Here is a 26,757-nt window from a genome sequence, read left to right on the forward strand (position 1 = left end):
GATCGGGACCGCGGCGTTCCCCAGAGGAAGAGGAGTCCGGAGTGGGCGGCCGGCATCACACCGGCCCGGCCAGGCCGGCGGGACGGATGTCGGTCCACTCCCGCTCGATGTAGCTCAGGCAGGCGTCGCGGGTGTCCGGGCCGGACACGGTCCGCCAGCCCGCCGGCACGTCGACCGTCTGCGGCCACAGCGAGTGCTGGTTCTCGTGGTTGACCAGGACCAGGTACGGGGTGTCGTCGCGTTCGAAGGGATTGCTCATTCGGCCGGCCTTCCGGTGGTCGTCTGCGCGCTGGGGGAGCGGTCGAGGTGCTCGGCCACCCGGGCGCCGATCATTTCCAGCACCTCCGCCCGGGCCAGCTGCCGGTGCAGGTATTTCAGGACGAGGACGTCGATGTGGCCGGTGACGTACCGCTGCCACATCGGGGAGAAGTACTGCTCGGGCGTTCGCGCCGCGGCCGCCTCGACGAACAGGACATCGCCGTCGAAGAGGCCGAACTCGTGGTTGTCCACGAGCTTGATCATGTTTTCGTAGAAGTCGACGATCGCCCGTCCCTTCTGCCGCATCAGGAACGAGTAGGGGCCCTGACGCTGCCGCAGCTGGTCGTAGAGGGCGTCGCCGGTCAGCAGGTGCCGCTGCTCGGCGGGCACGTCCAGGTCGAAGTGCCGCGCGACCGCGTTCAGCCGGGCCACCTGGGTCGCCCGGCGGTGCGGGGTGGGCCGGGAATCGAGCATCGCCAGCAGCTGCACCCGCTGGCCGTCCCGTTGCAGCTGCACGGCCATCTCGTGGACGATCTCGCCACCGGCGCACAGCCCCAGCAGGTGGTAGGGACCCTCCGGCTGGACGGCGCGGATCTGCTGGACGTAGTCGGCGGCCATCGCGGTCAGGCTGGCCGGCATGGCGTCGCCGGGGCGCAGGCCGCGCGCCTGGACGCCGTACACGCCGACCTCCTCCGGCACGGCGTTGACCAGCGGGTAGTAGAGCCAGCTCAGGCCGCCGAGCGGATGCACGCAGAACAGTGAGATGGTCCCGGTGTGCGGCCGCAGCGGCACGAGCACGTCCAGCGCCGCGTCGTCCGGCCCGGCCGCGACCCAGCCGGCCAGGTTCCGCGCGGTCGGCACGGCGGCGACCACGAGCGGATTGACGGGTACGCCGAACTCCGCCTCGATGGCCCGGCTCAGCCGCTCCACGGTCTCCCGGCCGCCACCGAGGTCGAAGATGTTGTCCTCGGCGGCGACCTGGCCGACCTCCAGCGCGTCGGCGACCAGCCGGCGCATCCGCTGCTCGGTCTCCGCGGAGCCGCTGGGCGCCGCGAGCGTGGGCAGGCCCTCGATCAGGTCGGCCAGGTCGGCCAGCGTCGCACTCTCGAAGACTGCGCGGAACGGCAGATCCACCCGCAGCACCGAACGGACCTGATTGACCAGCTGCATGGCGAGCAGCGAGTGCCCACCCAGGACGAAGAAGTTGTCGTCGCGGCCCGCGCGGGGCACGCCGAGGATCTGCGCCCACAACCCGGCCAGGGCCTGCTCCACGGCGCCCACCGGCTCGACATAGGCCTGCTCGGCCGCATCGCCCGGGTCCGGCAGGGCGAGCCGGTCCACCTTGCCGTGCACGGTCAGCGGCAGGGCGTCCAGCACCACGAACACCGACGGCACGAGATGATCGGGTACGGCGGCTGCCATCTCCCGGCGCAGCACCGCCACGTCGGTCGCGGGGTCGGCCACCACGTAGGCGATCAAGCGGGCGTCGACGCCGGTTCCGCGTACCGTGACCGCGGCCCGGCGTACCCCGGGAAGTGCCGCCGCGGCGGCCTCGACCTCACCCAGCTCGACCCGCACGCCGCGGATCTTGACCTGGTCGTCCTGCCGGCCGAGGAACTCGATCGCGCCGTCGGCGCGGCGCAGCCCCCGGTCGCCGGTGCGGTACATCCGCTCGCCGGCCACGAACGGGTCCGCCACGAACCGTTCCGCGGTCAGGGCGGGCCGGTTGAGGTAGCCGCGGGCCAGCGGACGTCCCGCGATGCAGATCTCACCGGGCACGCCGGCCGGCAGCTGCTCGGCGTCGGCACCGAGCACATAGACCCGGGCGTTGGGGATCGGGCGGCCGATGGGAACGGTGCGGCCGTCGTCGTCCGGCCGGCAGTCCCAGCTGGTCACGCCGATCGCCGTTTCGGTCGGCCCGTACAGGTTGTGGAGCTGGGTGCCGGGCAGTGCCTCGAAGAAGCGGCTGCGCAGTCCCAGCGGAAGGGCTTCCCCGCCGGCGATGACGTGGCGCAGGCTGGTGCACCGCTCGGCGCCCGGCTCGGCCAGGAACATCTCCAGCATCGACGGCACGAAGTCGGCCAGGCAGATCTCTTCGTCGCGGATGACCCCGACGAGGTAGCCGCTGTCGCGGTGCCCGTCGGGCCGGGCCATCACGACGGTCGCGCCGCAGGTCAGCGGCCAGAGCAGCTCCCAGACCGAGGTGTCGAAGGTGACCGGGGACTTCTGCAGCACGCGGTCGCCCGGCGCCGGCGCGAACTTCTCGGTCATCCAGGCGAACCGGTTGCCGATCGCGCCCCGGACGTTCACCACGCCCTTCGGCGTCCCGGTGGTGCCGGAGGTGTAGAGGACGTAGGCGGTGTCCTCGGCGGTCACCACGACCTCGGGGTCGTGCTGCGGCTCCGCCGCCAGGGCGGTGGCCTGCTCGTCCAGGCACAACAGCAGCCCGGGGTCCTCGGGGAGTCGCGGCCGGACCGGCCCGTGGGTGAGCACCACGGCGGTGCCCAGGTCGGCGATCATCAGCGCCCGGCGGGCGGCGGGCAGGTCGGGGTCGAGCGGGACGAACGCGCCGCCCGTCTTCATCACGGCCAGGACCGCGACCACCAGGTCGAAGCCGCGTTCCATGCTGATGCCGATCAGCACGTCCGGTCCGGCGCCGGCCCGGATCAGGCGGTGGGCCAGCTGGTTGGCCCGGCGATTGAGCTCCTCGTACGGCAGGGTCCGCCCCTCGAACCGTACGGCGGGCGCGGCCGGCGTGGCCCGGGCGTGGCCCTCGATGAGCTGGTGGATCCACGGCCCGGTCCGGTCCCGGACGTCGCCGGCGCTCGCCTGCTCGGCCACCCGGCGCTCGTCCGCGCTCAGCAGCGGCAGCCGGGCGATCGGCTTGCCGGGATCCGCCACGGCCGCGGCCAGCAGCCGGCCGAGCATCTCGATCATGCGCTTGGCGGTGTCCCGGTCGAACAGGTCGGCGGCGAAGGTCAGCTCACCGCCCATCCCGGCGGGCCGTCCGCCGGCATCCGAGAACTCCACGAACTGGAAACTCAGGTCGAACTTGGCCGACCCGGAACCGACCGCGACGCGTTTCATGTCGACGCCGGTCAGGTCGAGCACCGCGGTCCGGCCGACCTGCAACGCCACCATGACCTGGAACAGCGGGTGCCGGCCGGGCACCCGGGCCGGGTTGAGCACCTCGACCACGCTCTCGAACGGCACGTCCTGGTTGCTGAACGCCGCCAGGTCCTGCTCGCGCACCCGGCTCAGCAGTTGCTCGAACGACGGATCGCCGGTCAGGTCGGCCCGCAGCACCAGGGTGTTGACGAAGAAGCCGACCAGATCGTCGAGGGCCTCGTCGACCCGTCCCGCGACCGGCCAGCCGAGTGGGATGTCGGCCCCCGCACCCAGCCGCGACAGCAGCGCCGCCACCGCCGACTGGACCACCATGAAGACGCTCGCGCCGTTGCGGCGGGCCAGGGCCACGAGGCTCTCGTGCACGTCGACCGGCACCTTCAACGGCACCGATCCGCCGCGGTACGTGCCCACAGCCGGCCGGACCCGGTCGGTGGGCAGCGGCAACTCGTCGGGCACCCCGCGCAGCAGGCCGGTCCAGTACGCCACCTGGTCGCGGGCCACCTTCACCGCGTCGCGCTGCCACAGGGCGAAGTCCGCGTACTGCACCGGCAGCTCGGTCCACTGCGGGGCCCGGCCCGCGCGGCGCTGCTCGTACGCCTCGCTGAAGTCGCGCATCAGCGGCTCCATGGAGGAACCGTCGGCTGCGATGTGGTGCAGCAGCAGGATCAGGGCATGGTCGCCGGGTCCCACCGTGAGCAGGTGCGCCCGGAACGGCAGGTCCCTGGTCAGGTCGAAGCGACGCTTGACCAGCCCGTCCACGGCCCGGCCCAGCTCGGTGGCCTCGACCTCGCCGCGGACCAGCAGCGTACCGACGTCGGCCATCGGCACGACCCGCTGCTGGGGCTCACCGTCCAGCAGCGGGAACACCGTCCGCAGGGGCTCGTGCCGCCGGACCACGTCGGTGACGGCCGCGTGCAGGGCGGCGACGTCGAGCTCGCCGGTCAGCCGGACGACGACCGGGATGTGGTACGCCGTGTCGTTCGCGCGCAGCTGCGCGGTGAGCCACAGCCGCTGCTGCGGGTACGACAGCGGCACCACCGCCGGGCGTGCGCGGCGGCGCAGCACGGGCCGGGTCCCGCCCTTGAGCACCGACACCCGCCGGGCCAGCTCGGCCAGGTTCGATGTCTCGAAGAGGTCCCGGACCGGCAGCTCGACCTTGAGCACCGACCGCACCCGGTTGACCAGCTGCGTCGCCATCAGCGAGTGCCCGCCCAGGGCGTAGAACTCGTCATTGCGGCCGACCCGGGGCACGCCGAGGATCTCTTCCCACAGCCGGGCCAGCGTCTGTTCCACCGCGCCCACCGGCGCCGCGTACTCCCGCTCGTTCGCGCTGGTGTCGGGATCGGGCAGCGCCTGGCGGTCCACTTTGCCGTTCCCGGTCACCGGCAGCGCGTCCATCAGCACGAACACCGACGGCACGAGATGGTCCGGGACCACCGCTGCGAGACGTCGCCGCAGCGTGCCCACGTCACGGTGGCCGGCCTCGGTGACCACGTACGCCGTCAGCCGCCGATCCGCGCCGGCGCCGTGCACCAGCACCACCGCCTGATCGACTCCGGCCAGGCCCATCAGCGCGGCCTCCACCTCGCCGGGCTCGACCCGTACGCCACGGATCTTGACCTGAGCGTCCGCGCGGCCGACGAATTCCAGCTGGCCGTCGGGAAGCCGGCGCACCACGTCCCCGGTCCGGTACATCCGCTCCCCGGGTGGGCCGAACGGATCGGCCACGAACCGCTGGGCCGTCAGGGCCGGCCGGCCGGCATAGCCGCGGGCCACCCCGGCGCCGGCGAGGTAGAGCTCGCCGGTCGCTGCTTCCCGCAGATGGTCGTCGAGCACGTAGGCGCGGACATTGGGGATCGGCCGGCCGATCGGCGGCGTCCCCTCCGCACCGAGGGGCTCGCTGACGGTGGCGGCGACCGTCGTCTCGGTCGGCCCGTAGGCGTTGAGCATCACCCTGTTCCGGGACCAGCGGGCCACCATCGCGGGCGGGCAGGCCTCGCCGGCGACGACCAGCGTCACGCCGTCCGGCAGCCCACCACCGGTCTCCACAGCGGACAGCAGCGACGGCGGCAACGTCACGTGGGTGACGCCGCGGCTCTCCACCAGCTCGGCCAGCGCGCGGCCGGGCACCAGCCGCGACCCGTCCGCGACGACCAGCGTCGCGCCCGACAGCAGGGTCGACCACAGCTCGGACACCGACGCGTCGAAGCTGACCGAGGCGAACTGCAGGCGCCGCTTGCCCGGACCGAGCCCGAGCAGGGTCCGCTGCGCCGTCGCCAGGTTCGTCACGCCGCGATGGGTCACCACGACGCCCTTGGGCAGGCCGGTCGAGCCCGACGTGTAGATCACGTAGGCCGCGTGCTCCGGCAGCAGCGGGGCGTGCCGCTGTGCGTCCCGGAGGATGCCGGCGTCGTTCGAGGCGATCTCGTCGGCGGTCTTGGGGTCGTCCAGCACCAGCTCCGTGACGCCTGTCGACGTCGAGGCCCGCGTGGCGGTCGTGGTCACCACGCACCGCACCCGGGCGTCCGACATCATGAACGCCGCCCGCGCGGCCGGGTAGGCGGCGTCCACGGGGACGTAACTGCCGCCGGCCTTCACCACCGCCAGCGCCGCGACCACGAACTCGATCGACCGGTTGAGCACCAGCCCGACCGCGACCTCGGGACCGACACCCTGGGCGACCAGGACGCGGGCCAGCCGGTTCGACCGCTCGTCCAGCTCCTGAAAGGACACCGTGGCGTCGTCGGCGACCACAGCCGGGTCGCTGCCGGCGCGTGCGACCTGCGCGGCGAACATCTCCGGCAGGGTCCGGGCCTCTTCGGCAGAGCTGATCAAGGGCTCGTCTCCTCCGGTGTCACGCCGTCGTGCTCAGATCGTGCCAATCTGCTCTTTCAGCGTGGGCGGATCAAGATGAGACAAATCACCGGAAATAAAGTGCACAAAATCGGTCCGGAAAGAGTCCTGGAGGCGTGCTCGGTACAAAGTGGATTTGACGGTGGTCAAGGCAGCGAGCTGGGCGTACCTATGACCCGTCGCCGAGGATCCGGCGCATGGGCTGCGGGGGAGTGCCCCTACGGACCCACTCCCGTGGGTAACCGAGAGATACCTCTTCGAAGCGGACGCCGTCGTGGTGGGTCGTCCGGGGGATGTGCAGATGGCCGTAGACCGCCACGGTCGCCCGGTACCGCCGGTGCCAGTCCGCGGTCAGCTCGGTGCCACACCACTGCGCGAAGTCCGGATAGCGCAGGACATCGGTCGGCTCGCGGACCAGCGGCCAGTGACTGACCAGCACTGTGGACATGGCCGGGTCGACGGCGTCCAGCCGCTCGCGGGTGCGCGCCACCCGGTCCCAGCACCACGACTCCCGGTCCGGGAACGGCGCCGGATGCAGCATCATCTCGTCGGTGCAGACCACGCCGGCCTCGTACGCCCGGCGCAGCGACTCCTCCTTGCCGGTGACCCCGGGCACCCGGAACGAGTAGTCGTAGAGCAGGAACAGCGGCGCCACGGTGACCGGGCCGCCCGGTCCCGTCCACACCGGATAGTTGTCCTCCGGGGTGAGCACGCCGTTGTCCCGGCACATCCGGACGAGCGCGTCGTAGCGTTCCACGCCGCGCAGCTGCACCGGATCGTTCGGGTGGGTCCACAGCTCGTGGTTGCCGGGCGCCCAGATCACCGTGGCGAAACGCTCCCGCAGCCCGGCCAGGGTCTGCTCGACGTCGGCGAAGACCTCGCCGACATCACCGGCCACGATGAGCCAGTCGTCCGGCGACTCCGGGCGCAGCCGGCCGGCGATCTTCCTGTTCCTCGGGTACGAGACGTGCAGATCACTGACGGCGAACAGGCTCCCGGTCACCGCATCGATCATGTCAGAGCTCTGGTACGGGCCCGGGTAGCGGGTTGACGCCCTCGACGAGGCTGCCTTCGGCGGCAAGGCGCTTGACCCGCTGCTGACCCCAGGCGCCGAGTGCGCTGAGGGCCTCGTTGAGGGAGATGCCGTCCGGAGTCAGCGAGTACTCCACGCGGGGCGGCACCTCGCGGTAGATCTCCCGGTGGATCAGCCCGTCCTCCTCCATCTCCCGCAGGTGCTGGACGAGCATCTTCTCGCTCACCCCCGGCAGCCCCCGCCGCAGCTCACCGAAGCGCCGGACGCCGTGGGTGTTGAGCTCCCAGAGGATCAACGACTTCCACTTACCGGTCACCACGTCCATCCCGGCATCGATGCCACAGATGTACGGTCCACGCCTCGCGCCGGCTGCCATCGTCCCCTCCATACTCACCTCTAGGTAAGTACCGAACAAAATAGTGGGTACTTGCCGGCCCGACTGTACGGGCAAACCATCAATACCCATGACCACAATCCTGGGTACGGGCGCGATGGGCACCGCCCTGGCCGAGACACTGCTGGACGCCCGCCTTCCCGCGGTCGTGTGGAACCGCGACCCACGGCGGGCGCAGCCGTTGACCGGTCGTGGCGCGATCGTCGCCGACACCGTCGAGAAGGCCATCACAGGCGACGGCCCGGTCGTCGTCTGCCTGTTCGATCACCGCTCGGTCCACGACGTCCTGGACCCGGTCGCCGCCGCGCTGACCGGCCGCGCCGTGCTCAACCTGACCACGACCACACCCGCCGAATCGCGGGAGCTCGCCGCCTGGGCCGCCGGCCACGGCATCGCCTACCTCGACGGCGCGATCCTGGCCGTCCCCGCCATGATCGGCGGCCCCGGATCGGCGATCTTCTACGCCGGCGCGGAGGCCGTCTTCGCCGAGCACCGCGACCTGCTCGACCGGTGGGGCGAAAGCACCTTCTTCGGTGCCGACGCGGGACTCGCCGCGCTCTACGACATGGCCATGCTCACCGGCATGTACACAATGGTCGCCGGCTTCCTGCACGGCGCGGCGATGCTCGCCGCCGAAGGCGTCCCGGCGGCCGAGTTCGCCCGGCGGCAGGCGCCGTTCCTGGCCGCCATGACCGGCAGCTTCGCCGGCTACGCGGCGACGGTCGACGCCGGGAACTACGCCGGCGGGGGCCAGAGCCTGCGGTTCACCGAGGCAGCCCTGGCCGCCCTGCTGCGCGCGAGCACCGGCCAGGGCGTCTCGACCGAGGTGCTGCAACCCGTGCACGACCTCGTCCGCCGGCAGCTCACCGCCGGCCACGGCGACCTCGACACCGCCCGGATCTTCGAAGAGCTGAGGACCACCCGATGAGCCAGGAACCTGTCACCGTGATCGGCCTCGGCCCGATGGGCCGGGCCATGGCCGGCGTCCTGCTGCGCGGCGGCCACCCCGTCACCGTGTGGAACCGTACGCCCGCACGAGCCGATGGCCTGGTCGAATCCGGTGCCACCCGAGCGGCCACCCCAGCTGAGGCGGTCACCGCGAGCCCGCTCACGATCCTCAGCCTCACCGACTACGAGGCGATGTACCAGATCCTGGGCCGCGACCCGGACTTCCTGACCGGCCGTGACCTCGTCAACCTCAGCTCCGACACGCCTGACGCGTCCCGCACGGCCGCGACCTGGGCGGCCGGCCACGGCGCGCACTTCGTCACCGGCGGCGTCATGGTGCCACCCCCGGTGGTCGGCGGGCCCGGCGCGTACGTCTACTACAGCGGCCCCGGCGAGATCCTCGCCGCCCACGAACCGGCACTGCGGCTGATCGGCGAACCGCGCTACCTCGGCGCCGATCCGGGACTGGCCCAGCTGTTCTACCAGGCCCAGTTGAACGTCTTCCTGACCACGCTGTCCGGTCTGCTGCACTCCACCGCCATGGTGACCGCGGCCGGCGTGCCGGCGGCCGATTTCCTGCCCGACGCGATGACCATGCTCACCGACGTCCCGGCGATGGTCGGCAGCGGCGCGGAGCTGGCGGCCAGGATCGCTGCCGGGCAACACCCGGGTGACCTCAGCACCGTCCTGATGATGGGGGCCACGGCAGGGCACATTCTGCGTACCAGTGAGGAGGCCGGGGTCGACCGGGAGCTACCGGCGGCCGTCAGGTCGCACTACGACCGGGCTGTCGCCGCCGGTCACGGCACCGACGGCTGGACGGCTCTCTACGAAGTGATCAGGGCCTAATTTACAAAACCGGTTCAGTTGTCGGGTGTGGGAAAGCTCCGGCGGGGGCAACAATGGATGCATGTCTATGGACAGCGAAGATCCGGTTGCCTGCCCCGCCCGTATCACCCTTGACGCGGCACAGCTCGCCTTCTTTGGCGAGCTTCCGGTGCCGGCTCCGAGCGTGCAGTCCGAGCTGGGCTGTGAGCTCGAGCGGGGGCACTCGGGCTCACACGCCGCTCTCGGCCAGCAGGTCGAGGAGACGATGTGGTGGGTTCAGTGGACGTTGAGCGCGTCCGAGATCAACCCGTACACCTGGTGCCCGGAGCGCCAGGATCCTGCGGCGCAAAGCCGCGACGACATGGATTGCACCCTGTTCGTCGGGCACCCCGGCGGGCATTCGTCTCCCAAGCGGGGCTGGCACAGCAATGAGGCTGCCTGAAACGGTTCAGCGAGCCGCGCAACGGCGCCTATGCCGGCCCTCGAGGTGATCAAGGCGCGAGCCGGCGTCGTACGGGCACGATCCGTGGTCTTTCGGGGCACCTTCGGCGGATTCTGAACCACCGACTGTTCCACCGAGTACTCACATGGGAGCGATCCCAGATGGAGGCCCGGGGACGTCCACCTGATCCACGGGCACGCAGGAACTGCCATGAATGAGGTCTCGTGGGGCGTAAACCGAGGTCCATCCGTTCCAAGATCATCCTGGTGCTGCTGGTGCCCGTCGCGGCGTTGACCGCGCTGTGGATCCTGGATGTCAACGCGTCGTTCGCCGACGCGACGGCGCTGCGGAACACCAACCACACCCAGGACAACGTCAGCCAGCCGTGCGACAAGATGGTGGCTGCACTGCAGGCCGAGCGCAGCATGTCCGTCGAGATCCTGGCGGCGGCCGGCGGAGACATCGCCGCGCTGCGCGCTCAACGGGCGGCGACCGACGCGGCAGTGGCCGAGTTCCGCGACCTTTCCCGGCACTTCCGGGGCAGCGGCATCTCGGCCGACATCACCCGGGCCCGGATCGCCGACATGCTCGCGGCCCGCGACTCCCTGGTCCTGCTGCGCACCCAGGTCGACGCCGGGAGCATCACCCGTGCCGTGGCCGTGAGCGGCTACAACGGCATCATCAGCTACGCCTTCAGCGTGTCCACCGCGGCCGCCGTCTCCAGCGATCCCCTGGTGGAACGGGTCATGCGCACCTCGGTCGCCATGCGCCGGACCGGCGAGTTGCTCCATCAGGAGGACGCCCTGCTGACCGGCGTGACGTCGGCGGGCAGTTTCGACGCCGGGGAACCTCGGCAGCTGACCGAGATCGTCGGGGCGTTGCGCTTCCAGATCCCGGTCGCCGGCTCCACGCTGCCGGCGCCGGACCAGGCCGCCTTCAAGAGCATGCTCAGCGGCCCCAACTTCGTGGCGCTGCGGGCGGCCGAGGATCGCATCCTCCGGGACGAGGGCTTCGGTGGACCGGTGTCGACCACGCGGGCCGAGTGGAAGGCGACCTTCATCCCGGCTGTCCGTCAGTTCTACGACTTCCTGGCCACCGGCTACGGCAAGGCCGCGGAGTTCGCCGACGCGGAACGCGACCGGATCCTGTTCCGGTTCGGCATCTCGGGCATGCTGGGCCTGATCGCCATCCTGGCGTCGCTGCTCCTGTCGATCCGCATCGGCGGTTCCGTCGTACGGCGGCTGTCGGTCCTGCGCACAGCGGCCAACGAGCTGGCCCATCGGCGACTGCCCGAGATGGTCGTGCGGGTGCGGGCGGGCGAGCAGATCGACACGGACGGCGACCCGCTGCGCCTGTCCCTGGGCGACGACGAGATCGCCGACGTCGGAGCCGCGCTGAGCGAGGTGCAGCAGAGCGCGATCGACTCCGCGGCCGGCGAGGCCGCGCTGCGCTACGACATGAACAAAGCCCTGGTCAACATCGCCCGCCGCAACCAGACGCTGGTGGATCGCCAGCTCCAGGCCCTCGCCCAGACGCCGCCCGGGGACGCCGCCGCAGAACGCGCAACAGCCCGGGCCGAGCAGCTGGCCGTCCAGATGCGCCGGCACGCCGAACATCTCGTGATTCTCGCGGGCTCCGCACGCAGCCGGCGCGGATTCGGCCCGGAGCCGCTGGCCCGGGTCATCACCCGGGCGGCGGGCGAGGTGGAACACGCGGAACGGATCGAGATCGGCCCGCTGACGGACGCGGAAGTGCCGGAGCCGGCCGTGACCGACCTCGGGCATCTGCTCGCCGAGCTGCTGGAGAACGGCACGACGTTCTCGCCGCCGGACACGCCGGTGCGGGTGTCGGCCCAACGGGTCCCGGACGGCGTCACGATCGAGATCGAGGACCAGGGCCTGGGGATGTCCCGGTCCGTCCTGGACGAGACCAATCGCCGGCTGGCCGAGCCACAGGAGTTCGACCCGGCCAAGAGCGCGCGGCTCGGCCTCTTCGTCGTCGGCTTCCTGGCTGCCCAGTGGGGGATCGGTGTGGTGCTCCGGCCATCGCCCCACCGCGGGGTCATCGCGACGGTGACGCTTCCGTCGGAGCTGGCCGTCCCGGTGGCCGCACCGGTCACCACGACGGCCGGGGGAGCACGCCGTTCCAACGCCGCCAAGCTGGTGGGCATGGTCGCCCAGGGCCGCCGAGGGACGGCCGAGCCGGCGGAGGACAGGCAACGCGGGTGACGAACGGCCACGCCGTCAGGAGGGGGTGGCCGGCTCCGCGCCCTCGATCAGCGGCTGGAGCAGCGTCGACATGGTGGCCGCCGCGCGGTCGGAGTCGCCGTCGACGATCGCTTCGACCAGGTCGGTGTGCAGCTGGGCCAGGGCGTCCGTCTCGCCGGCCACGTCGTGCAGCTGCACCTCCTCGAAGACGCCGAGCAGTCCCTCGTAGACCTCCTGCATCAGCGCGTTGTGGGTGGCGCCGACCACCGCGCGGTGCAGGGCCGAGTCGGCGCGCACCCGCTCGTGCGCGTCGCCGCCGGCCCAGGCGTTCTGCCGCTCGTGCAGGAGGGTGACCAGGCGTTCGGTGTCGGCTTCGGTGCGGCGGACCGCGGCGATCCGGGCGGCCGCGGCGTCCAGCGCCAGCCGCAGCTCCAGGCTGTCGCGGCGGGAGGTGGCCGCGACCCGGCGGGACACTGACGAGCGCAGGTCGGACGTCGACACCACGAAGGTGCCGCGGCCCTGCTCGCGCCGCAGGATGCCGGCCTGCACCAGCGAGCCGATCGCCTCGCGTACCGTGTTGCGCCCGGCGCCGCTCCATTCGACCAGCTCGGACTCGGTCGGGATCTTGCCGCCCAGCGGCCAGGTGCCGTCGGTGACCTGGGACCGGAAGAGGTCGGTCACGCGGGTGCTGAGGGCGGCGCGATCAAACATCGGGCGGGACACGGGGTGCAGCCTAATCGGCGGGCGCGGGGACCGGCCGGCACGCGGCCCAGCCGGCGCCGAGGGTGATCAGCAGGGTGGCCGCCAGCAGCACGTACGTCGAGTTCCAGCCGCCGCTGAGCTGGTTGATCGCGCCGAGGGTCAGCGGGCCGACGCAGCCGATGCCGTAGCCGACCCCCTGGACCAGGCCGGACAGCCGGGAGGCGCTCTGCGTGTCGGCCGCGCGGGCGCCGATCAGGGTCAGGCAGAGCGGGAACGTGCTCACCCCCAGGCCGAAGGCGGTCGCCCAGACGAAGGCGCCGGTCGCCGGGGCCGCCAGCATGCCCCCGTAGCCGATGCCCATCAGCGCGACGCACACGACGACGATCGGGTAGCTGTTGCGCATGCGCTTGGTCAGCGGCGGCACCACGAAGGCGGCGATCAGGCCGAGCCCGGCGAACCAGGACAGCAGCAGCGCGCTCGCGGTCGTGCTCAGCCCGGCGTCCTCCAGCATGGCCGGGAACCAGGTCACCAGCGTGTAGACGTGCAGCGTGGTCATGGCCATCAAACCGATCAGACCCAAAACCAGTGGCGTACGCCAAAAGACGGGTGCCGGGGCCGGGGCCGGTATGGCCCGGACGCGGGACCGGGGAACCGCGACGAACCACAGCACCGCCGCCACGGCGGTCACCACGGCCCATGCGCCTGCTGCCGTACGCCAGCCGTACGCGTGGGCCAGCGGCAGCGCGAGCAGCGGCGCGGCCAGCTGGCCGACCTGGAGCAGGACCATGTACATGGTGCTGACCGCGTGCAGCCGCTCCGGGAAGTGCTGCTTCACGATCGGGATCAGAATGACGTTGGACGCGCCGACCCCGGCGAAGGCGATGACAGTGGCGACGATCATGACGGCCGGGGACCACGCGACGGCGCGCAGCAGGATGCCGGCGGTGGTGGCGGTCACCGCGAGCGCGGCGGTACGTTCCAGGCCGAGCCGGCGGGCCAGCGGCGGGGCGGCGAACGCGGCCACCGCGAAGCAGGCGGTCACGATCGTGCCGATGGCCCCGGCGACCAGCGGCCCGAAGTGCAGATCCTCGGCGGCTTCCCCGGTCAGCACGCTGAATCCGGTCACGGCCGTGCGCAGGTTGAGGGCGGTCAGGGCGACGGCGAGCAGGATGCCCCGGGCCAGCCGGGCCGGGGCGAGCGCGGTGGTGGTGGTAGACACCCGACCAGTGAAACATGGGATTATGGGATGAATCCAGTCCGGGTGATTTTCGCCTGCAGTGAACACCGGAAGATCGGGAACGGCTCCGAGGTTGAGCGCGACATACTCAACTTCTCGGAGGTACCGAGTGACCAGCAAGCGACTCCCCGTGTTGTTCCTTGACGACATCGTCCTGCTCCCCGGCATGGTTGTCCCGATCGAGCTGGATGAGGCGGCGCAGGCCGCCGTCGACGCGGCCCGCACCTCGGCCGGCTCCGAACTGCTCATCGCCCCGCGCCTCGAGGACCGCTACGCGACCCACGGCGTCGTGGCGAGCCTTCAGCAGGTCGGCAAGTCCCGCGGCGGGTCGCCCGCCGCTGTCCTGCGTACGGGCGTACGCGCCAAGATCGGCGGCGGGGTGACCGGCCCCGGCGCGGCCCTGTGGGTCGAGGCCGAACCGGTCACGGCCGGCGCGACCACCGAGCACGCCCGCGAGCTCGCCGCCGAGTACAAGCAGCTGGTGGTCACGGTGTTGCAGCGCCGTGAGGCGTGGCAGGTCATCGATTCGGTCAGTGCCATCGACGACCCCGGCGACCTGGCGGACACCGCCGGCTGGGCGCCGTACCTGTCCAACGACCGCAAGCGCGAGCTGCTGGAGACGGCCGATGTGGAGGCCCGGCTGCGGTTGCTGATCGAGTGGACCGGTGACTTCCTGGCCGAGTCCGAGGTCAGCGACAAGATCGACAGCGACGTCCGCGAGTCGGTCGAGAAGCGCAACCGTGAGTACCTGCTGCGTGAGCAGCTCAAGGCCATCCGCAAGGAGCTCGGCGAGGGCGAGGCCGACGGCAGCGACGACTACCGCGCCCGGGTCGAGTCGGCCGAGCTGCCGGACAACGTCCGCGAGGCGGCGCTGCGCGAGGTCGGCAAGCTGGAGCGCGGCGGCGAGCAGAACCCGGAGGCGGGTTGGATCCGGACCTGGCTCGACACCGTCCTGGAGCTGCCCTGGAACGTCCGGACCGAGGACGCCGTGGATCTGGACGCGGCCCGGGCCGTCCTCGACGCCGATCACCACGGGCTGGACGAGGTCAAGGAACGCATCGTGGAATACCTCGGTGTCCGGGCCCGCCGCGAGTCCCGGGGCCTGTCGGTCGTCGGCGGCCGTGGCTCCGGCGCGGTGATCCTGCTGGCCGGGCCGCCCGGTGTCGGCAAGACGTCGCTGGGTGAGTCGGTCGCGCGGACGCTCGGCCGTAAGTTCGTCCGGGTCGCCCTCGGCGGCGTCCGCGACGAGGCGGAGATCCGCGGCCACCGTCGCACGTACGTCGGGGCGCTGCCCGGCCGCATCGTGCGGGCCGTCCGGGAAGCCGGCTCGATGAACCCGGTCGTGCTGCTCGACGAGGTCGACAAGGTCGGCAGCGACTACCGCGGTGACCCCGCCGCGGCGCTGCTGGAGGTGCTGGACCCGGCGCAGAACCACACCTTCCGCGACCACTACCTCGACCTGGACCTGGACCTGTCCGACGTGCTGTTCATCGCGACCGCGAACGTGCTGGAGACGATCCCGCAGGCGCTGTTCGACCGGATGGAGCTCATCTCGATCGACGGCTACACCGAGAGCGACAAGGTCGCCATCGCCCGCGACTTCCTGGTGCCCCGCCAGCTGGAGCGCGCCGCACTGTCGCCCGGCGAGGTGACGGTCACCGAGGACGCTCTGCGCGAGATCGCGGCCAACTACACCCGGGAGGCCGGCGTACGGTCGTTCGAGCGTCTGCTGGCCAAGACGTTCCGCAAGGCCGCCCTCAAGGACCTGCCCGTCACCATCGGGCCCGCCGACCTCAAGGGCCTGATCGGGCGGCCCCGGTTCCTGCCGGAGTCGTCCGAGCGGACCGCCGTCCCCGGCGTGGCCACCGGCCTGGCCGTGACCGGGATGGGTGGCGACGTGCTCTACATCGAGGCCTCGCTGCTGCCCGGCGACAAGGGCGGGCTGTCGGTCACCGGCCAGCTCGGTGACGTGATGAAGGAGTCGGCGCAGATCGCCCTCTCCTACGTGCGGGCGCACGCCGAGGAGTTCGGCATCTCCCCGGAGCAGCTGGATCACCCGATCCACCTGCACGTGCCCGCGGGTGCGGTGCCCAAGGACGGGCCGTCAGCCGGTGTCACCATGACCACCGCGCTGGTCTCGCTGCTGCTCGGCCGCAACGTGCGCGCCGAGGTCGGCATGACCGGCGAAGTCTCGCTGACCGGCCGGGTGCTGCCCATCGGCGGCGTGAAGCAGAAGCTGCTCGCCGCCCAGCGGGCCGGCCTCACCGAGGTGTACCTGCCGCAGCGCAACGAGCCCGACCTCGACGAGGTGCCGGCCGACGTGCTGAAGGCGCTGACCGTACACATCGTCTCCGATGTCCGGGAGATCCTCGGCTCGGCGCTGGAGCCCGTGTCCGCCGGCATGGTCGCGGCGGCCTGAGGGTAGTTGCCGTACAAAGGAAGCCGCCCGGGCGATCGGCCCGGGCGGCTTCCGCGTCCGCCGATCGGGGAGAAACCATGCCGGAGCTGCCGGAAGTCGAGTCGGCGCGGGCGGTCATCGAGCGGGCCGGCCTGCGCCGCGAGATCGTCGACGTGGACGACTCCGACACGTACGTGTGCCGTCCGCACCTGCCGGGCCAGATCCGCGCCGCGCTGGTCGGGCGGGCCCTGACCGCGGCGCACCGCCGGGGCAAGAGCATGTGGTGCGACGCCGGCGACGACGGCCCCGAGCTCGGCATCCACCTGGGCATGTCCGGCAAGATCGTGATCGCCGACCCGGACGGCAGCGAGATCGACGGCGGCGACTACTGGGAGGGCCGCCGCCGGCTCGGCGACTACCGGTGGGGCCGCTTCTCGCTGACGTTCGCCGACGGCGGCCGGCTGATGCTGGTCGACCCGCGCCGGCTCGGCCGCGTACGCCTGGACCCGCCGATCGCCTCGCTGGGCCCGGACGCGGCCACGATGACCCCGGCCGAGTTCCGGGCGGCGCTCGCGTCCGGCACGGCGCCGGTCAAGGCGCGCCTGCTCGACCAGGAGGCGATCGCCGGGATCGGGAACCTGCTGGCCGATCAGATCCTGTGGTCGGCGCGCGTCAACCCGGGACGCCGGGTCGACCGGCTCACCGCCGACGACGTCGACCGCCTGCTGCGGGCCACCCGCCGGGCGGTGCGCTCGGCGATCAGGGACGGCGGGGTGCACACGCTGGGCATCATCCCGTTCCGCATCCCGGGTGGCCACTGTCCCCGCGACGGCGCTCCCATGGTCAAGAGCACGGTCGGCGGGCGGACGAGTTGGTGGTGCAGCCGAGAACAGGCCTGAATCGGCTCGGGCGGGGTAGATCGTCACGGTGACGGAGAACAATGTGGGGCTGCGTTCCGCCCGCGGCCCGGTCCTGCTGGCCATGATGCTCTCCACCGGCCTCATCGCCATCGACTCGACGATCATCGCCACCGCGGTGCCGTCCATCGTCCGCGACATCGGCGGCTTCACCGAGTTCCCCTGGCTCTTCTCCGTCTACCTGCTGGCCCAGGCCGTGTCGGTGCCGATCTACGGCAAGCTCAACGACCTGTTCGGGCGCAAGCCGGTGATCCTGTGGGGGATCGGGTTGTTCCTGGTCAGCTCGATCCTGTGCGGAATCGCCTGGAGCATCGTGCCGTTGATCGTCTTCCGGGTGCTGCAGGGTCTCGGCGCCGGGGCGATCATGCCGACCACCATCACGATCATCGGCGACCTCTACTCGGTCCGCGAGCGGGCCAAGGTCCAGGGGTACGTGGCCAGCGTCTGGGGCGTCGCGTCCGTGGTCGGGCCGACGCTGGGCGGAGTGTTCTCCGAGTGGGTGTCGTGGCGCTGGATCTTCTTCGTCAACATCCCCATCTGCCTGCTGGCCGGCGCCATGATCCTGCGCCGCTTCCACGAGCGCATCGAGCGGCGGCGCCCGGCCGTCGACTATCGCGGCGCGGGCCTGCTCGCGGCCGGTCTCACCCTGGTGATCCTGGGCGTGCTGGAGGGCGGACAGGCCTGGGCCTGGACCTCGCCGATCGGCATCGCGGTCCTCGGCGCCGGGGTGGTCCTGCTGGTCGCGTTCGGCTTCGTCGAGCGCTCCGCGCCCGACCCGGTGCTGCCGCTGTGGATCTTCCGCCGCCGGCTGCTGCTCAGCAGCGGCTTCCTGGCGGTGGGCGTCGGGGCGATCCTGCTCGGCCTCAGTTCCTACATTCCCGTGTACGCGCAGGAAGCGCTCGGCACCGGCCCGCTGGTGGCCGGTCTCGCCCTGGGCGCGCTCACCATCGGCTGGCCGATCTCCGCCAGCCAGGCCGGAAAGGTGTACCTGCGGGTCGGCTTCCGCGGCTGCGCCCTGATCGGCTCGTCGCTGGTGGTCGGCGGGGTCGCGTTGTTGCTGCTGCTCGACCAGCAGTCCTCGGTCTATGAGGTGGGCGCCTATTGCCTGGTCATCGGGCTGGGCATGGGCCTGACCGCGGCGCCCACGCTGATCGCCGCGCAGTCCAGCGTCGGCTGGACCGAACGCGGGGTGGTGACCGCGAACAACATCTTCCTCCGCTCGCTGGGCAGCGCCCTGGGCGTCGCGGTCTTCGGCGCGATGGCCAACGCGGTGGTCGGCCGCGGCGCCGTCGACCCGGCCCGGCTGACCGACGCCGTGCACCGCATCTTCATCGCCATGCTGCTGGTGTCCGTGGTCATGGTGGTGCTGGCCGGCCTGATCCCCCGCTCGGCGGACAAAGTGACCGAGGAATCAGCCACAGCGTCACCCGCTCCGGCCCGATAGCGCGATTCAGCGGTTCGCCACCGCAGCGCTCGAGGGTGGCTGGACGCGCTCGAAGTGCACCCGATTCAGCCAGCCCGGGAGGTCGCTGAGCACGTACAGCTCGCCCTGCACGTCGGTGCCGAACGCGGTCGGCTGGGTGGGGAAGCGGCCGATCGTGGCGGACTCGTAGCCGCCCCCGGGCTTGGGACGCACCGCGAAGGCGAGGGTCGAGCAGTAGTCGCTCGCGATGTAGGTGCCCCGGGCCTCGGGCGTGCGGGACCCTCGGTACACCACACCGCCGGTCACCGAGCAGCCTTCCGTCATGAAGTGTTCGTACTCGAAGACCGGGTCGGTGTACTTGCCGCCCGGCGTGCACTGCTGCGGGTCGAACACCGGGGTGCCCTCGCGGCAGGACCAGCCGAGGTTCGCGCCGCGCTGCGACGGGCGGATGTGGTCGACCTCCTCGACGAGGCCCTGGCCGACGTCACCGATCCACAGCGAGTTGTCGGCCGGGTCGATGGAGAACCGCCACGGGTTGCGCAGCCCGTAGAGCCAGATCTCGGGCCGCGCGCCGGCCGTACGGACGAACGGGTTGTCGAAGGGCACGCAGTAGGGCTTCGCCCCGCAGGCGCGGTTGACGTCGATCCGCACGATCTTGCCGAGCAGCGTGCCGAGGTCCTGGCCGGCCTTGAACGGGTCGTTCGCGTGCCCGCCGTCGCCGAGTGACCAGTAGAGGTAGCCCTCGCGGCCGAACGCCACCTGGCCGCCGTTGTGGTTGCCGTACTCGGAGTGCTCCTGGGTGAGCAGCACCTGGAGCCGCTCCGGGGCGTTGAGGGGCACCCGGGCCAGGGTCAGCGTGCCGGCCGGCAGGCTCGTGTAGGCGACGTAGAGGATCCCGGTCCGCGCGAAGTTCGGCGCGGGCGTGATGCCGAGCAGGCCGCGCTCGTTGTCCGACGTGTCGATCCGGGCGGTCAGGTCGAGCACCGGCTCGGCGGCCAGGCCCGTGTCGGGGTGGTAGGAGCGGATGGTGCCGTCCTTCTCGGCGATCAGCATGCGGCCGTCCGGCAGCCCGGTGATCGCGACGGGGCGCCGCAGGCCGGAAGCCACCTGTTCGGACACGACGGTCAGCTCGGCGAGGGGCGCCGCTCGGGTGTGGGACGGGCCGGCCGCGGCGATGCCCGGCACCGACACCGAGGTCAGCAGGAGCGCGGACAGGACCAGAACGAGTCGTCGCGACATATCGGCTCCTCGAGCAGAGTGGAGGACACAACCTGGGAGCGCTCCCACACTATATCGACTACTGACGATATCCAATACGTCGCCAGTGGACGCTTCGCCGATCGGGGGCGCATGGGCGTACCCGCCCGGCTCACTCTTGATGCGCCCGAGCCTCGCTCACGAGGGGCTGCTCAACCGCCGTCATCGCTGTCGGGCTCCGGCAAGCGTGTGGCCGTGCAGAGGACCCTCGCGCGTCAGAACACCAGGCCCTGCGGCGGGACGTACTCCTTCTGCAGGAAGTTCTTCAGACACAACGCAGCCGAGACGGCTGCCAGATAATGCCACTTGTCGCGAGTTTTCCGGTCGCCAAAATCGCTGACGCCCTTGAGTATCGCCCACCATCGGCCGTTACTCGCCGAGCCGAAGTCCCACGAGTCGTTGTCCACCATGGCGATGGGGAACTCCGTCTCGCCGACCTGCCCGCCGGCGACGTGGCCGCTCCCTGCCGGCCGGGCCGCTGACGACGAGAGCACTGCGGCGTTGAACAGGACCCGGGGCTGGAAACGGGAGGGCATCCGCGGAGGCAAATGATCCTTTCCGACCTTCTTCAGGATTGTCCGCAGCTCGCGCGGGAATCCGGCAGAATCGGGATCGTAACAGCCCAGGTTAAATTGCATGTCGCCGGGAATCCGTAACCGGCCGCCCGGATGCCGATGAATGCTTTGAGGCACGACCACGTCGCCGAGCTTCACCCGCCTCTTGTCGCCGGATCCCACTCCGACCAGAAAAAGTGCACCGGGCTCACAGAACTGGAAGACATCGACTGCGCTTCTCACCGGCTCGGCTTCGCTGTGCCCTCCGGTAGGCAGGATGGCGACCGTAAGCTGGTCGGATGAGCCATCCCGGGCCACCGTGGCGCGGTAGACCGGTTGCCCACCGTTGGAGGACGACTTCTCCACCGGGCGGAACACATCGCGTACGGCGTGGAGCTCGGTTCCGGCCGCGGCGATGATGGCGATATCGACGACGGGCCGCGACACCAGGTCGACTATCTGGTCACCGGCGGTTCTGTTCGGCGCCGTGCCACCAGGTGCAGGGCGCTGCGCATCGTCCGTGCTCGGGTGGCCGACGGGGCGGCCCGGCACGGTCGGATCCTCCAGGGCCAGAGTCTCGTCCCCCGTGAGGCTCTCCTGCGCTCCACGGAGGCTGCCCAGTCCGCGAAGCGGGCCCATGTCGGGTAGATAGTGGGCGAAAAACTCCTCGTCCATCGCGGCGCGCAGCCCGGGTATCAGCAAGAAGCGCCGCGCGGCATAATCCGCGAACAGCAGTCGCTGGGGCACCGCTGGCAGATCGGAGCTACGCAAGAAATGGAGCAGAGCGATACACGACTCGTCGGCCGGCTCAAGCAGGCGCGACCGAGTCTCCGTAACCTCGAGATCCGCCAGCGGACCGGGTTCGTCACCGGACGTCATCGGGGATCCTTCGAGGACTCGGAACGCTGTACACCGGCAGCACCGGTACCCCGCTTATTTCCGCCATGTCGTCCCGATCGAGGATGGGAACGTAGGCGCGCGGCTCGACGCCATGGCTACGCAGGATGTGGATGAGACTGGAAGCAGTGGTGGAGGAGGCGTTCATCTCGTCGATCACCACTACGGTGATCTCCGATTCTGCCTTCTGTAGGTGATCGAGCTGCTTCTCCCAGGCCGCACGGTCCTCGGTCAAATTCGTTTGGGACGCTGGCTCCAGCGCGCTCCGAGGGACGTGGACGGCTACATATCGGTCGTGGAACCGGGGACCCAGCCGGTCCGCGAGTTTCTTGATCTGCGGCTCCTCCGGGCACACGAAGACCAGGTTCTTCGACGGTCGGAGTGACTCGACGATCTGCTCGATCTTGTACGCCAGGTAGTCGCCGTACTCATTGATGGCCGCACCCAGATCAGGGGCTTCGTCGAACAGCTGCAGTCCGCTCGGCCCGTACGGCTCCTGGACCCACGGGAACTGCAGGAAGATGTCCCACGCGTCGAACGAACGCATGGTCAGCTGCCTCTCGACGAGCGGGTCGGTGAACGAAAGGCCGATCCGGCATTGCGGGCAATCGTCGCGGACCACCTTCGACGCGTCCACGCGAGCGAAGTGCTCGAGCGTCACGTCGTCAACGGGTTCGACAGGCCTCGCCCGCCGATCGAGCAGCACGGTAATGGCCCGTGAGGCCAACGGGGTGCCGGCGGCCCGCAAGCGTCTCAGCACCGAGCGCATCGTCGTGCCCGAGTTCACGACGTCGAAGACGCAGACACCGATCGCATCTGCGGCCAGGCCCGGCATGATGGCCTCGGGGTCCGATACGTCGACATAGCCGGCGCCCAGCAGGTGTGCAGCACTCAGCCCGGCTTCCTTCAACCAGGCCGACCGTGGCCCGTGGGTCATCAACACTATGCTCGGGCGCGCGGGCATGATCCGACGTCGGACGTAATCCACTATGGCGTACGTGATGTCGTCGAGGGCGAGGGAGCAGTCGAAGAAAAAGCGGGCACATTGAGGGCCGTCATCGGTCGGTATCGAGAAGTGCCCTAGCTTGCGCAGCATCTTGTGAGAAATTCTTGACTCCAGCGAGCCGGATAGCCGGGCTTGCGATGCCGCGTACTCGTTGATGGGTCCATGCGCAATTTCTGCTTCCGCCGCGCCCACGACGACACCATCGTTTTGGACCACCATCAGCCGCCCCGACTCCACCAGGTCGAGGACGGATGGCCAGAAAATGGATGCGTCCCTCGGAGGCAGCACCGGGATCAGAATGATGACGCTTCGATGCGCTCCGTCGCCGCACCACTCGGTGACGACGTCTCCGACGGCGGCGAGGAGCGGATCAGGAAGCAGGTCATACGGGTTCGCGGTCAGGTCAACGAGGAGAACCGCGTCCGAGTCGCCCTTGAGCGGTAGGGTCTTCTCGAGGGCCTCGCCGATCTGGCCGTACTGCTCCTGCAGAAGCTCTTCCAGCCCAAGATAAACTGTGGCGTCGTATTCGTCAGAGCTGCAGATGCTCCTGGTCAGGTGATCAGCAATCCACTCGTGAAGCTCCGCGCGCTGCCGCGACACCCGCTCGGAAGCTGCCTTTCCGATGCTGAGCACGCGCGGCCGGAGAGGCCGCTCAGGCATGGCCGAGAGGTATGCGGACGGCAATGATGTTACCTTGAAGGGCGAGACCGTGGACTTCTCGCAGTGCCAGGCGATACTTCGTCTTCTCGTCTCCTTTTTCGATTCCCGCAAAAAGGTCACCGGACCAGCATTCCAGTCGGCCGTCGAAGACGTTCGTCACTGACTGGTACAGGGCCTGCAGACTCCGATCGAGCGATCCATGCGACTCGACCGCCGATGCCACCGGCTTCGCCACTGACTTCGTCGTTTCGCCTTCTTGGCTCCCCGCCCGGTCCAAACCGGACGGTCGGTCCTCATCGGTCATCCAAGCGTAACTCTCGATGTCCGTGCCGGAGACGTTCGCATCTATCTCCAGCACGCCATCCTGGGTGCTCGACCTCTCGGCGGCATGCTGATAGAGCCGGCTGCACAGGTTGACCCGCGGTGTGATGGCCCCCTGCCAGGCGGCCACCGTCAGACAACGGATGTTGCCTTCCATCGATATCTGTGAGCCGGTCACCACCATGCCTTCGGCGACGTTGCGCAGCAGGCTCGCCAACATCTCCTGCACCACCACACGAGTAAAGTCCTTGGGGTAGCCGCCGGACCGAGTCTCGGTCCGCCCCTCCAGCACTCTCATCATGAGTGGGTTCCGCCAATGATCCCACTCAGTCTCGATGCAGGTGCTGCGGTCCGACCCGGACTTGATGCCATACGGGCGGAAAGCAAAGAATCGCTTGTTCGACAGGTACTCGATGATGGCGGCCGACGGATCCGTCTCCGGAACGGCCTGGGGCTCGGCCGTGGACTCACCGAAATACCGGACGTCGTGATCGTCGACCAGGAACCGAAATGGAGTGCCGGTCAGATATCCGACAGTCGACGGAAAGCTCTTCTTCCGGAGAAAATCTCGCGCTTCGGAATCCCGAGGTAGCCGGAACGTCGTGGGTAGGTCCCTGCGCCTGCGCTCAGCCACCACCGCCAAGACGTGCAACAGTGCCACGACATCGAATCGGCCGCAATCGCTGAGGTCTATGCAGACCGGTAAGTTCTGGCGCAAGGCCGCCAGCAGGCGACCGAGATCGTGAACAGCGTGACCCTGCAGCTCGGTTCCGACATTGACCTCGACCTCCCGCTTTTGCGGCGTCCGGCGCCGCGAGGGCTCGCGCGCGGTCCGAGCCATACATCAACCTCCCAGGGGGCGTGGCCCAGTCGCCCGCCCCTAAGCGCCACTCGAACTTGACGTGACGCCATGATAGCCAGCGTTCGAGATCAATTGGAGGAACGCGGTTCATTTACTCATGCTGTCCTTCCGGGCGCAACATTACGCCGGACCATCACGTTGCCGGTGAAATGTTGCCTGGCGGCTCGGCGCCGTCAATGATCGATCTAGGAACACCGCCACAGGGCGCCGCATCAAGATCGCAATTTGCCTGAGATCTGGATTTGCGGCGATCTCGTCGTTGTGGGAGGACAAGTGGCAGACCAGCGGTTCGGCCGTCTCACCAATCCCGAGCCGTGGCAGCAGATCCTGCCCGCGCCGCTCTTCAAGGCGCTCGCCGAATGGATTCGTGGACAGCCTTTCGACCTCACCCATCGGAGCTGGCTGACCAGCGGTGGCAGCGGCTCCATCGTCGCAGTGGTCTGGCTCCGGCCGCAGAAGGGGATGTTGCAGGGAGCGGTCCTCAAGCTCGTGCCGCCGGAGCTGGGACCTAGCGAGTCACGCGGCGTCGCCCTGGCGAAGCAACACGTCTCGCCGGATTTCTTCGCCGCACACATGATTGAGACGCGCTGGGCCATGCCACTGCCCGGCAGTGGCTGGTACGTCCACCTGCAAGAGGTGGCGCAGGCCGATCTCGCCCGCATGGTGCCGCTCGCGGAGCTGATCGACGATCCTCGGTTTGGCGACTATTGCGAGACCGTACTGCGGACGATCGTCAACGAGCTGAACGTCGGCGACGACGACCCCGCACCGACCACCGTCGTGCCGAGCGAGTTCCTGCATCGCGATCTCGGTTCAGTCAAGGTGTCGAAACTCCGGGCTTTCCTGGCGGAGGCAGGCCTCGGGACGGCCGGCAACGAGCGCGAGATCTTGCTTCCCGGGAGACCCGATCCCCTGCCCAACCCCATCGCACTTATGGACGGAGCACTCGATGCCGGACCGGTGGAGGTTTTCCGGGGCAACGGTCACGGCGATCTGCATCTGCAGAATATCCTGGTGCCGGTGGAGGACGAGGCCCGTCCCGAACAGTTTCGACTGATCGATTTCGGGCGTTTCGCGCACGACATTCCGGTCTCCCGGGACCCGATGAAACTGCTCCTGTCGGTGGCCGACGCGTGGCTTCCTGCGCTCGCTCCTCGTTCGGCCGCCCGGTCCAGCTTGGCTGAACTGATCGTGCGCCCGCAGTCGTATCTACCGGGGCCTGCCGTCAGTGGATACATCGACGTTGCCCGCAAGGTTCATGAGGCGGCGGGTTTGTGGGGCATCCGCCGAGGGCTGAGCAGCGACTGGATTCGTCAGAACATCTTGGTCCTAGCCGCTTCCGCGTTGCGGACCGTTGCCGACGACACCCTGGCGGCGGAGGAGCGTTGGTGGTACCTGGAGGTGGCCGCGCTGTGCACGGAGGGTCTGCTTCCTCCGAATCGCCAGGACGGGCGCGCGGCGACCAATACTCCGCCGTCCGCGGTGCGACCGGAACACCCAAACGAAATGCCATCCCGGAGCGGCTCCTCGGACGCCGGGGGTTCCTTGGCAGAGGCAGGGCTCGTGAAGCTTCGTTTCTGTCAGGCCGTCGCGGACAGCTGGCAGGATCTGGCCGACGTGCTCGTGATCCGGCCGTACGACCGTCGAAAGTTCGACAAAGGCGATGAGGCACGCGGTATCTGGGAATGGCTGGAGGTGCGAGGTCGGCTCGATGAGCTCCGCGGCGCCCTCCTCGCCATCGAGCGACCCGACCTAGCCCGCATGCTCGACGCGGAATCGCGATGACCCCGATGGACGGGGATCCGCCCGGACTTCCGGCAGTGGACCCACGGCGAAAGAACCCGCAAAGCGATCTCGGCGAAGAACTGTCGGCCCTACGCTGGCATCTGGATCGATATGACCGGCTGCGGGCTTCCACGGCAACTCGGGCCTCCGTGGTCACCAGTGCAAGCGCGCTGCTGTCGGCGGGCAACGCCGTGATCATCGCCCAGCTCTTGGGCGGCACGGCCGACATGCCCAGTGTGTTGCGCGTGCTGTTCGCCGTCGGTGCCCTCGCGAGCGGGCTGCTGGTGGTGCTGTCGCTGCTGGCGGCGGTCGGCGTGCTGGCAACCCCACGTGCCAGCCGGAGCACGTTCGGCGAGGCGCATCTGCCGACGAGCTTCCTCTACAACGGGACGGACACGGTCGCGAGTATCAAGAATTTCGGCGAGTTCAGCGCCGCCTTCGTGAGTCAGTCCCGGCCGGATGACGTGCTGGCTGCTCAGGTGGAGTTGTGGATCAACATAAAACAGCACCGAGCACGGTACGAGCAGCTCAGACGCGCCGTGCAGCTTCTTCGGTTGGCGGCGGTCATGTTCTTCATGCTGCTAACCGGCGTGGTGACCGTCGGTGTTTGGCCCTGGTGATCGCGCTCGTCAGAGCCCGAGATGTA

19 protein-coding genes are annotated in these 26,757 nt (G+C 69.8%); 9 read left to right on the forward strand and 10 right to left on the reverse strand.

Going from position 1 to position 26,757, the window contains the following annotated elements:
* Nucleotides 1-55: 55 nt before the first annotated feature.
* From ACQP2Y_RS14955 to ACQP2Y_RS14970, 4 genes are all read right to left on the reverse strand, one after another.
* Nucleotides 56-259, reverse strand: a complete 204-nt coding sequence (locus ACQP2Y_RS14955; RefSeq protein ID WP_433728444.1) for an MbtH family protein — start codon at nt 257-259, stop codon at nt 56-58.
* Nucleotides 256-6,222 carry an amino acid adenylation domain-containing protein gene (locus ACQP2Y_RS14960; protein ID WP_433728446.1) on the reverse strand — a complete coding sequence of 1,989 codons (5,967 nt, stop codon included), beginning with the start codon at nt 6,220-6,222 and terminating at the stop codon, nt 256-258. Before ACQP2Y_RS14960 ends, ACQP2Y_RS14955 begins: the two co-directional genes overlap by 4 nt.
* A 187-nt stretch (nt 6,223-6,409) precedes the next feature.
* Nucleotides 6,410-7,243 carry a metallophosphoesterase family protein gene (locus ACQP2Y_RS14965; protein WP_433728447.1) on the reverse strand — a complete coding sequence of 278 codons (834 nt, stop codon included), beginning with the start codon at nt 7,241-7,243 and terminating at the stop codon, nt 6,410-6,412.
* Between the two features lie 13 nt (nt 7,244-7,256).
* Nucleotides 7,257-7,649: a winged helix-turn-helix transcriptional regulator gene (locus ACQP2Y_RS14970; protein WP_433728450.1), complete on the reverse strand. Its 393-nt coding sequence runs from the start codon at nt 7,647-7,649 to the stop codon at nt 7,257-7,259.
* Nucleotides 7,650-7,737: 88 nt separating this feature from the next.
* Between ACQP2Y_RS14970 and ACQP2Y_RS14975 the strand changes: the two genes are divergently transcribed.
* From ACQP2Y_RS14975 to ACQP2Y_RS14990, 4 genes are all read left to right on the forward strand, one after another.
* Nucleotides 7,738-8,595, forward strand: a complete 858-nt coding sequence (locus ACQP2Y_RS14975) for an NAD(P)-dependent oxidoreductase (RefSeq protein WP_433728452.1) — start codon at nt 7,738-7,740, stop codon at nt 8,593-8,595.
* Nucleotides 8,592-9,464 carry an NAD(P)-dependent oxidoreductase gene (locus tag ACQP2Y_RS14980; RefSeq protein WP_433728454.1) on the forward strand — a complete coding sequence of 291 codons (873 nt, stop codon included), beginning with the start codon at nt 8,592-8,594 and terminating at the stop codon, nt 9,462-9,464. Before ACQP2Y_RS14975 ends, ACQP2Y_RS14980 begins: the two co-directional genes overlap by 4 nt.
* 61 nt (nt 9,465-9,525) lie before the next feature.
* A complete protein-coding gene (locus tag ACQP2Y_RS14985) occupies nt 9,526-9,885 on the forward strand; it encodes a hypothetical protein (RefSeq protein WP_433728457.1) in 360 nt (119 codons plus the stop codon).
* Between the two features lie 224 nt (nt 9,886-10,109).
* Nucleotides 10,110-12,113 (forward strand): sensor histidine kinase, encoded by a 2,004-nt coding sequence (locus ACQP2Y_RS14990; RefSeq protein WP_433728459.1) that lies wholly within the window; start codon nt 10,110-10,112, stop codon nt 12,111-12,113.
* Between the two features lie 15 nt (nt 12,114-12,128).
* Here ACQP2Y_RS14990 and ACQP2Y_RS14995 read toward each other — a convergent pair whose 3' ends face one another.
* Nucleotides 12,129-12,815 (reverse strand): FadR/GntR family transcriptional regulator, encoded by a 687-nt coding sequence (locus ACQP2Y_RS14995; protein WP_433728461.1) that lies wholly within the window; start codon nt 12,813-12,815, stop codon nt 12,129-12,131.
* Nucleotides 12,816-12,825: 10 nt separating this feature from the next.
* On the reverse strand, nt 12,826-14,013 hold the full coding sequence (locus ACQP2Y_RS15000) for an MFS transporter (RefSeq protein WP_433728463.1): 1,188 nt from the start codon (nt 14,011-14,013) through the stop codon (nt 12,826-12,828).
* A gap of 184 nt (nt 14,014-14,197) precedes the next feature.
* Here ACQP2Y_RS15000 and lon point away from each other — a divergent pair, with 184 nt between their 5' ends.
* The 3 genes from lon (at nt 14,198) to ACQP2Y_RS15015 (ending at nt 18,790) form a co-directional block, all read left to right on the forward strand.
* Nucleotides 14,198-16,450: an endopeptidase La gene (lon, locus tag ACQP2Y_RS15005; RefSeq protein WP_433731953.1), complete on the forward strand. Its 2,253-nt coding sequence runs from the start codon at nt 14,198-14,200 to the stop codon at nt 16,448-16,450.
* Between the two features lie 77 nt (nt 16,451-16,527).
* Nucleotides 16,528-17,328, forward strand: a complete 801-nt coding sequence (locus ACQP2Y_RS15010; protein ID WP_433728465.1) for an Fpg/Nei family DNA glycosylase — start codon at nt 16,528-16,530, stop codon at nt 17,326-17,328.
* 43 nt (nt 17,329-17,371) lie between these two features.
* Nucleotides 17,372-18,790 carry an MFS transporter gene (locus ACQP2Y_RS15015; RefSeq protein WP_433728467.1) on the forward strand — a complete coding sequence of 473 codons (1,419 nt, stop codon included), beginning with the start codon at nt 17,372-17,374 and terminating at the stop codon, nt 18,788-18,790.
* A gap of 6 nt (nt 18,791-18,796) precedes the next feature.
* On the opposite strand, the gene ACQP2Y_RS15020 is transcribed toward ACQP2Y_RS15015, so the two are convergent.
* The 4 genes from ACQP2Y_RS15020 to ACQP2Y_RS15035 form a co-directional block, all read right to left on the reverse strand.
* Nucleotides 18,797-20,008, reverse strand: a complete 1,212-nt coding sequence (locus ACQP2Y_RS15020) for a PQQ-dependent sugar dehydrogenase (protein WP_433728469.1) — start codon at nt 20,006-20,008, stop codon at nt 18,797-18,799.
* Nucleotides 20,009-20,241: 233 nt separating this feature from the next.
* Nucleotides 20,242-21,459: a hypothetical protein gene (locus ACQP2Y_RS15025; protein ID WP_433728471.1), complete on the reverse strand. Its 1,218-nt coding sequence runs from the start codon at nt 21,457-21,459 to the stop codon at nt 20,242-20,244.
* Nucleotides 21,446-23,116, reverse strand: coding sequence for a hypothetical protein (locus ACQP2Y_RS15030; protein ID WP_433728473.1), 1,671 nt, complete (start codon nt 23,114-23,116; stop codon nt 21,446-21,448). The genes ACQP2Y_RS15025 and ACQP2Y_RS15030 overlap by 14 nt, the downstream gene beginning before the upstream one ends.
* Before the next feature lie 19 nt (nt 23,117-23,135).
* Entirely contained in the window at nt 23,136-24,305 is a 1,170-nt protein-coding gene (locus ACQP2Y_RS15035; protein WP_433728476.1) for an STAS domain-containing protein, read from the reverse strand.
* Between the two features lie 246 nt (nt 24,306-24,551).
* Here ACQP2Y_RS15035 and ACQP2Y_RS15040 point away from each other — a divergent pair, with 246 nt between their 5' ends.
* The gene (locus ACQP2Y_RS15040) at nt 24,552-26,111 is read left to right on the forward strand and encodes a hypothetical protein (RefSeq protein WP_433728478.1); all 1,560 of its coding nucleotides are present in this window, start codon (nt 24,552-24,554) and stop codon (nt 26,109-26,111) included.
* Nucleotides 26,108-26,731: a hypothetical protein gene (locus tag ACQP2Y_RS15045; RefSeq protein WP_433728481.1), complete on the forward strand. Its 624-nt coding sequence runs from the start codon at nt 26,108-26,110 to the stop codon at nt 26,729-26,731. The genes ACQP2Y_RS15040 and ACQP2Y_RS15045 overlap by 4 nt, the downstream gene beginning before the upstream one ends.
* Nucleotides 26,732-26,757 lie beyond the last annotated feature (26 nt).

The organism is Actinoplanes sp. CA-051413 (assembly GCF_050955795.1).
Lineage (GTDB): Bacteria > Actinomycetota > Actinomycetes > Mycobacteriales > Micromonosporaceae > Actinoplanes.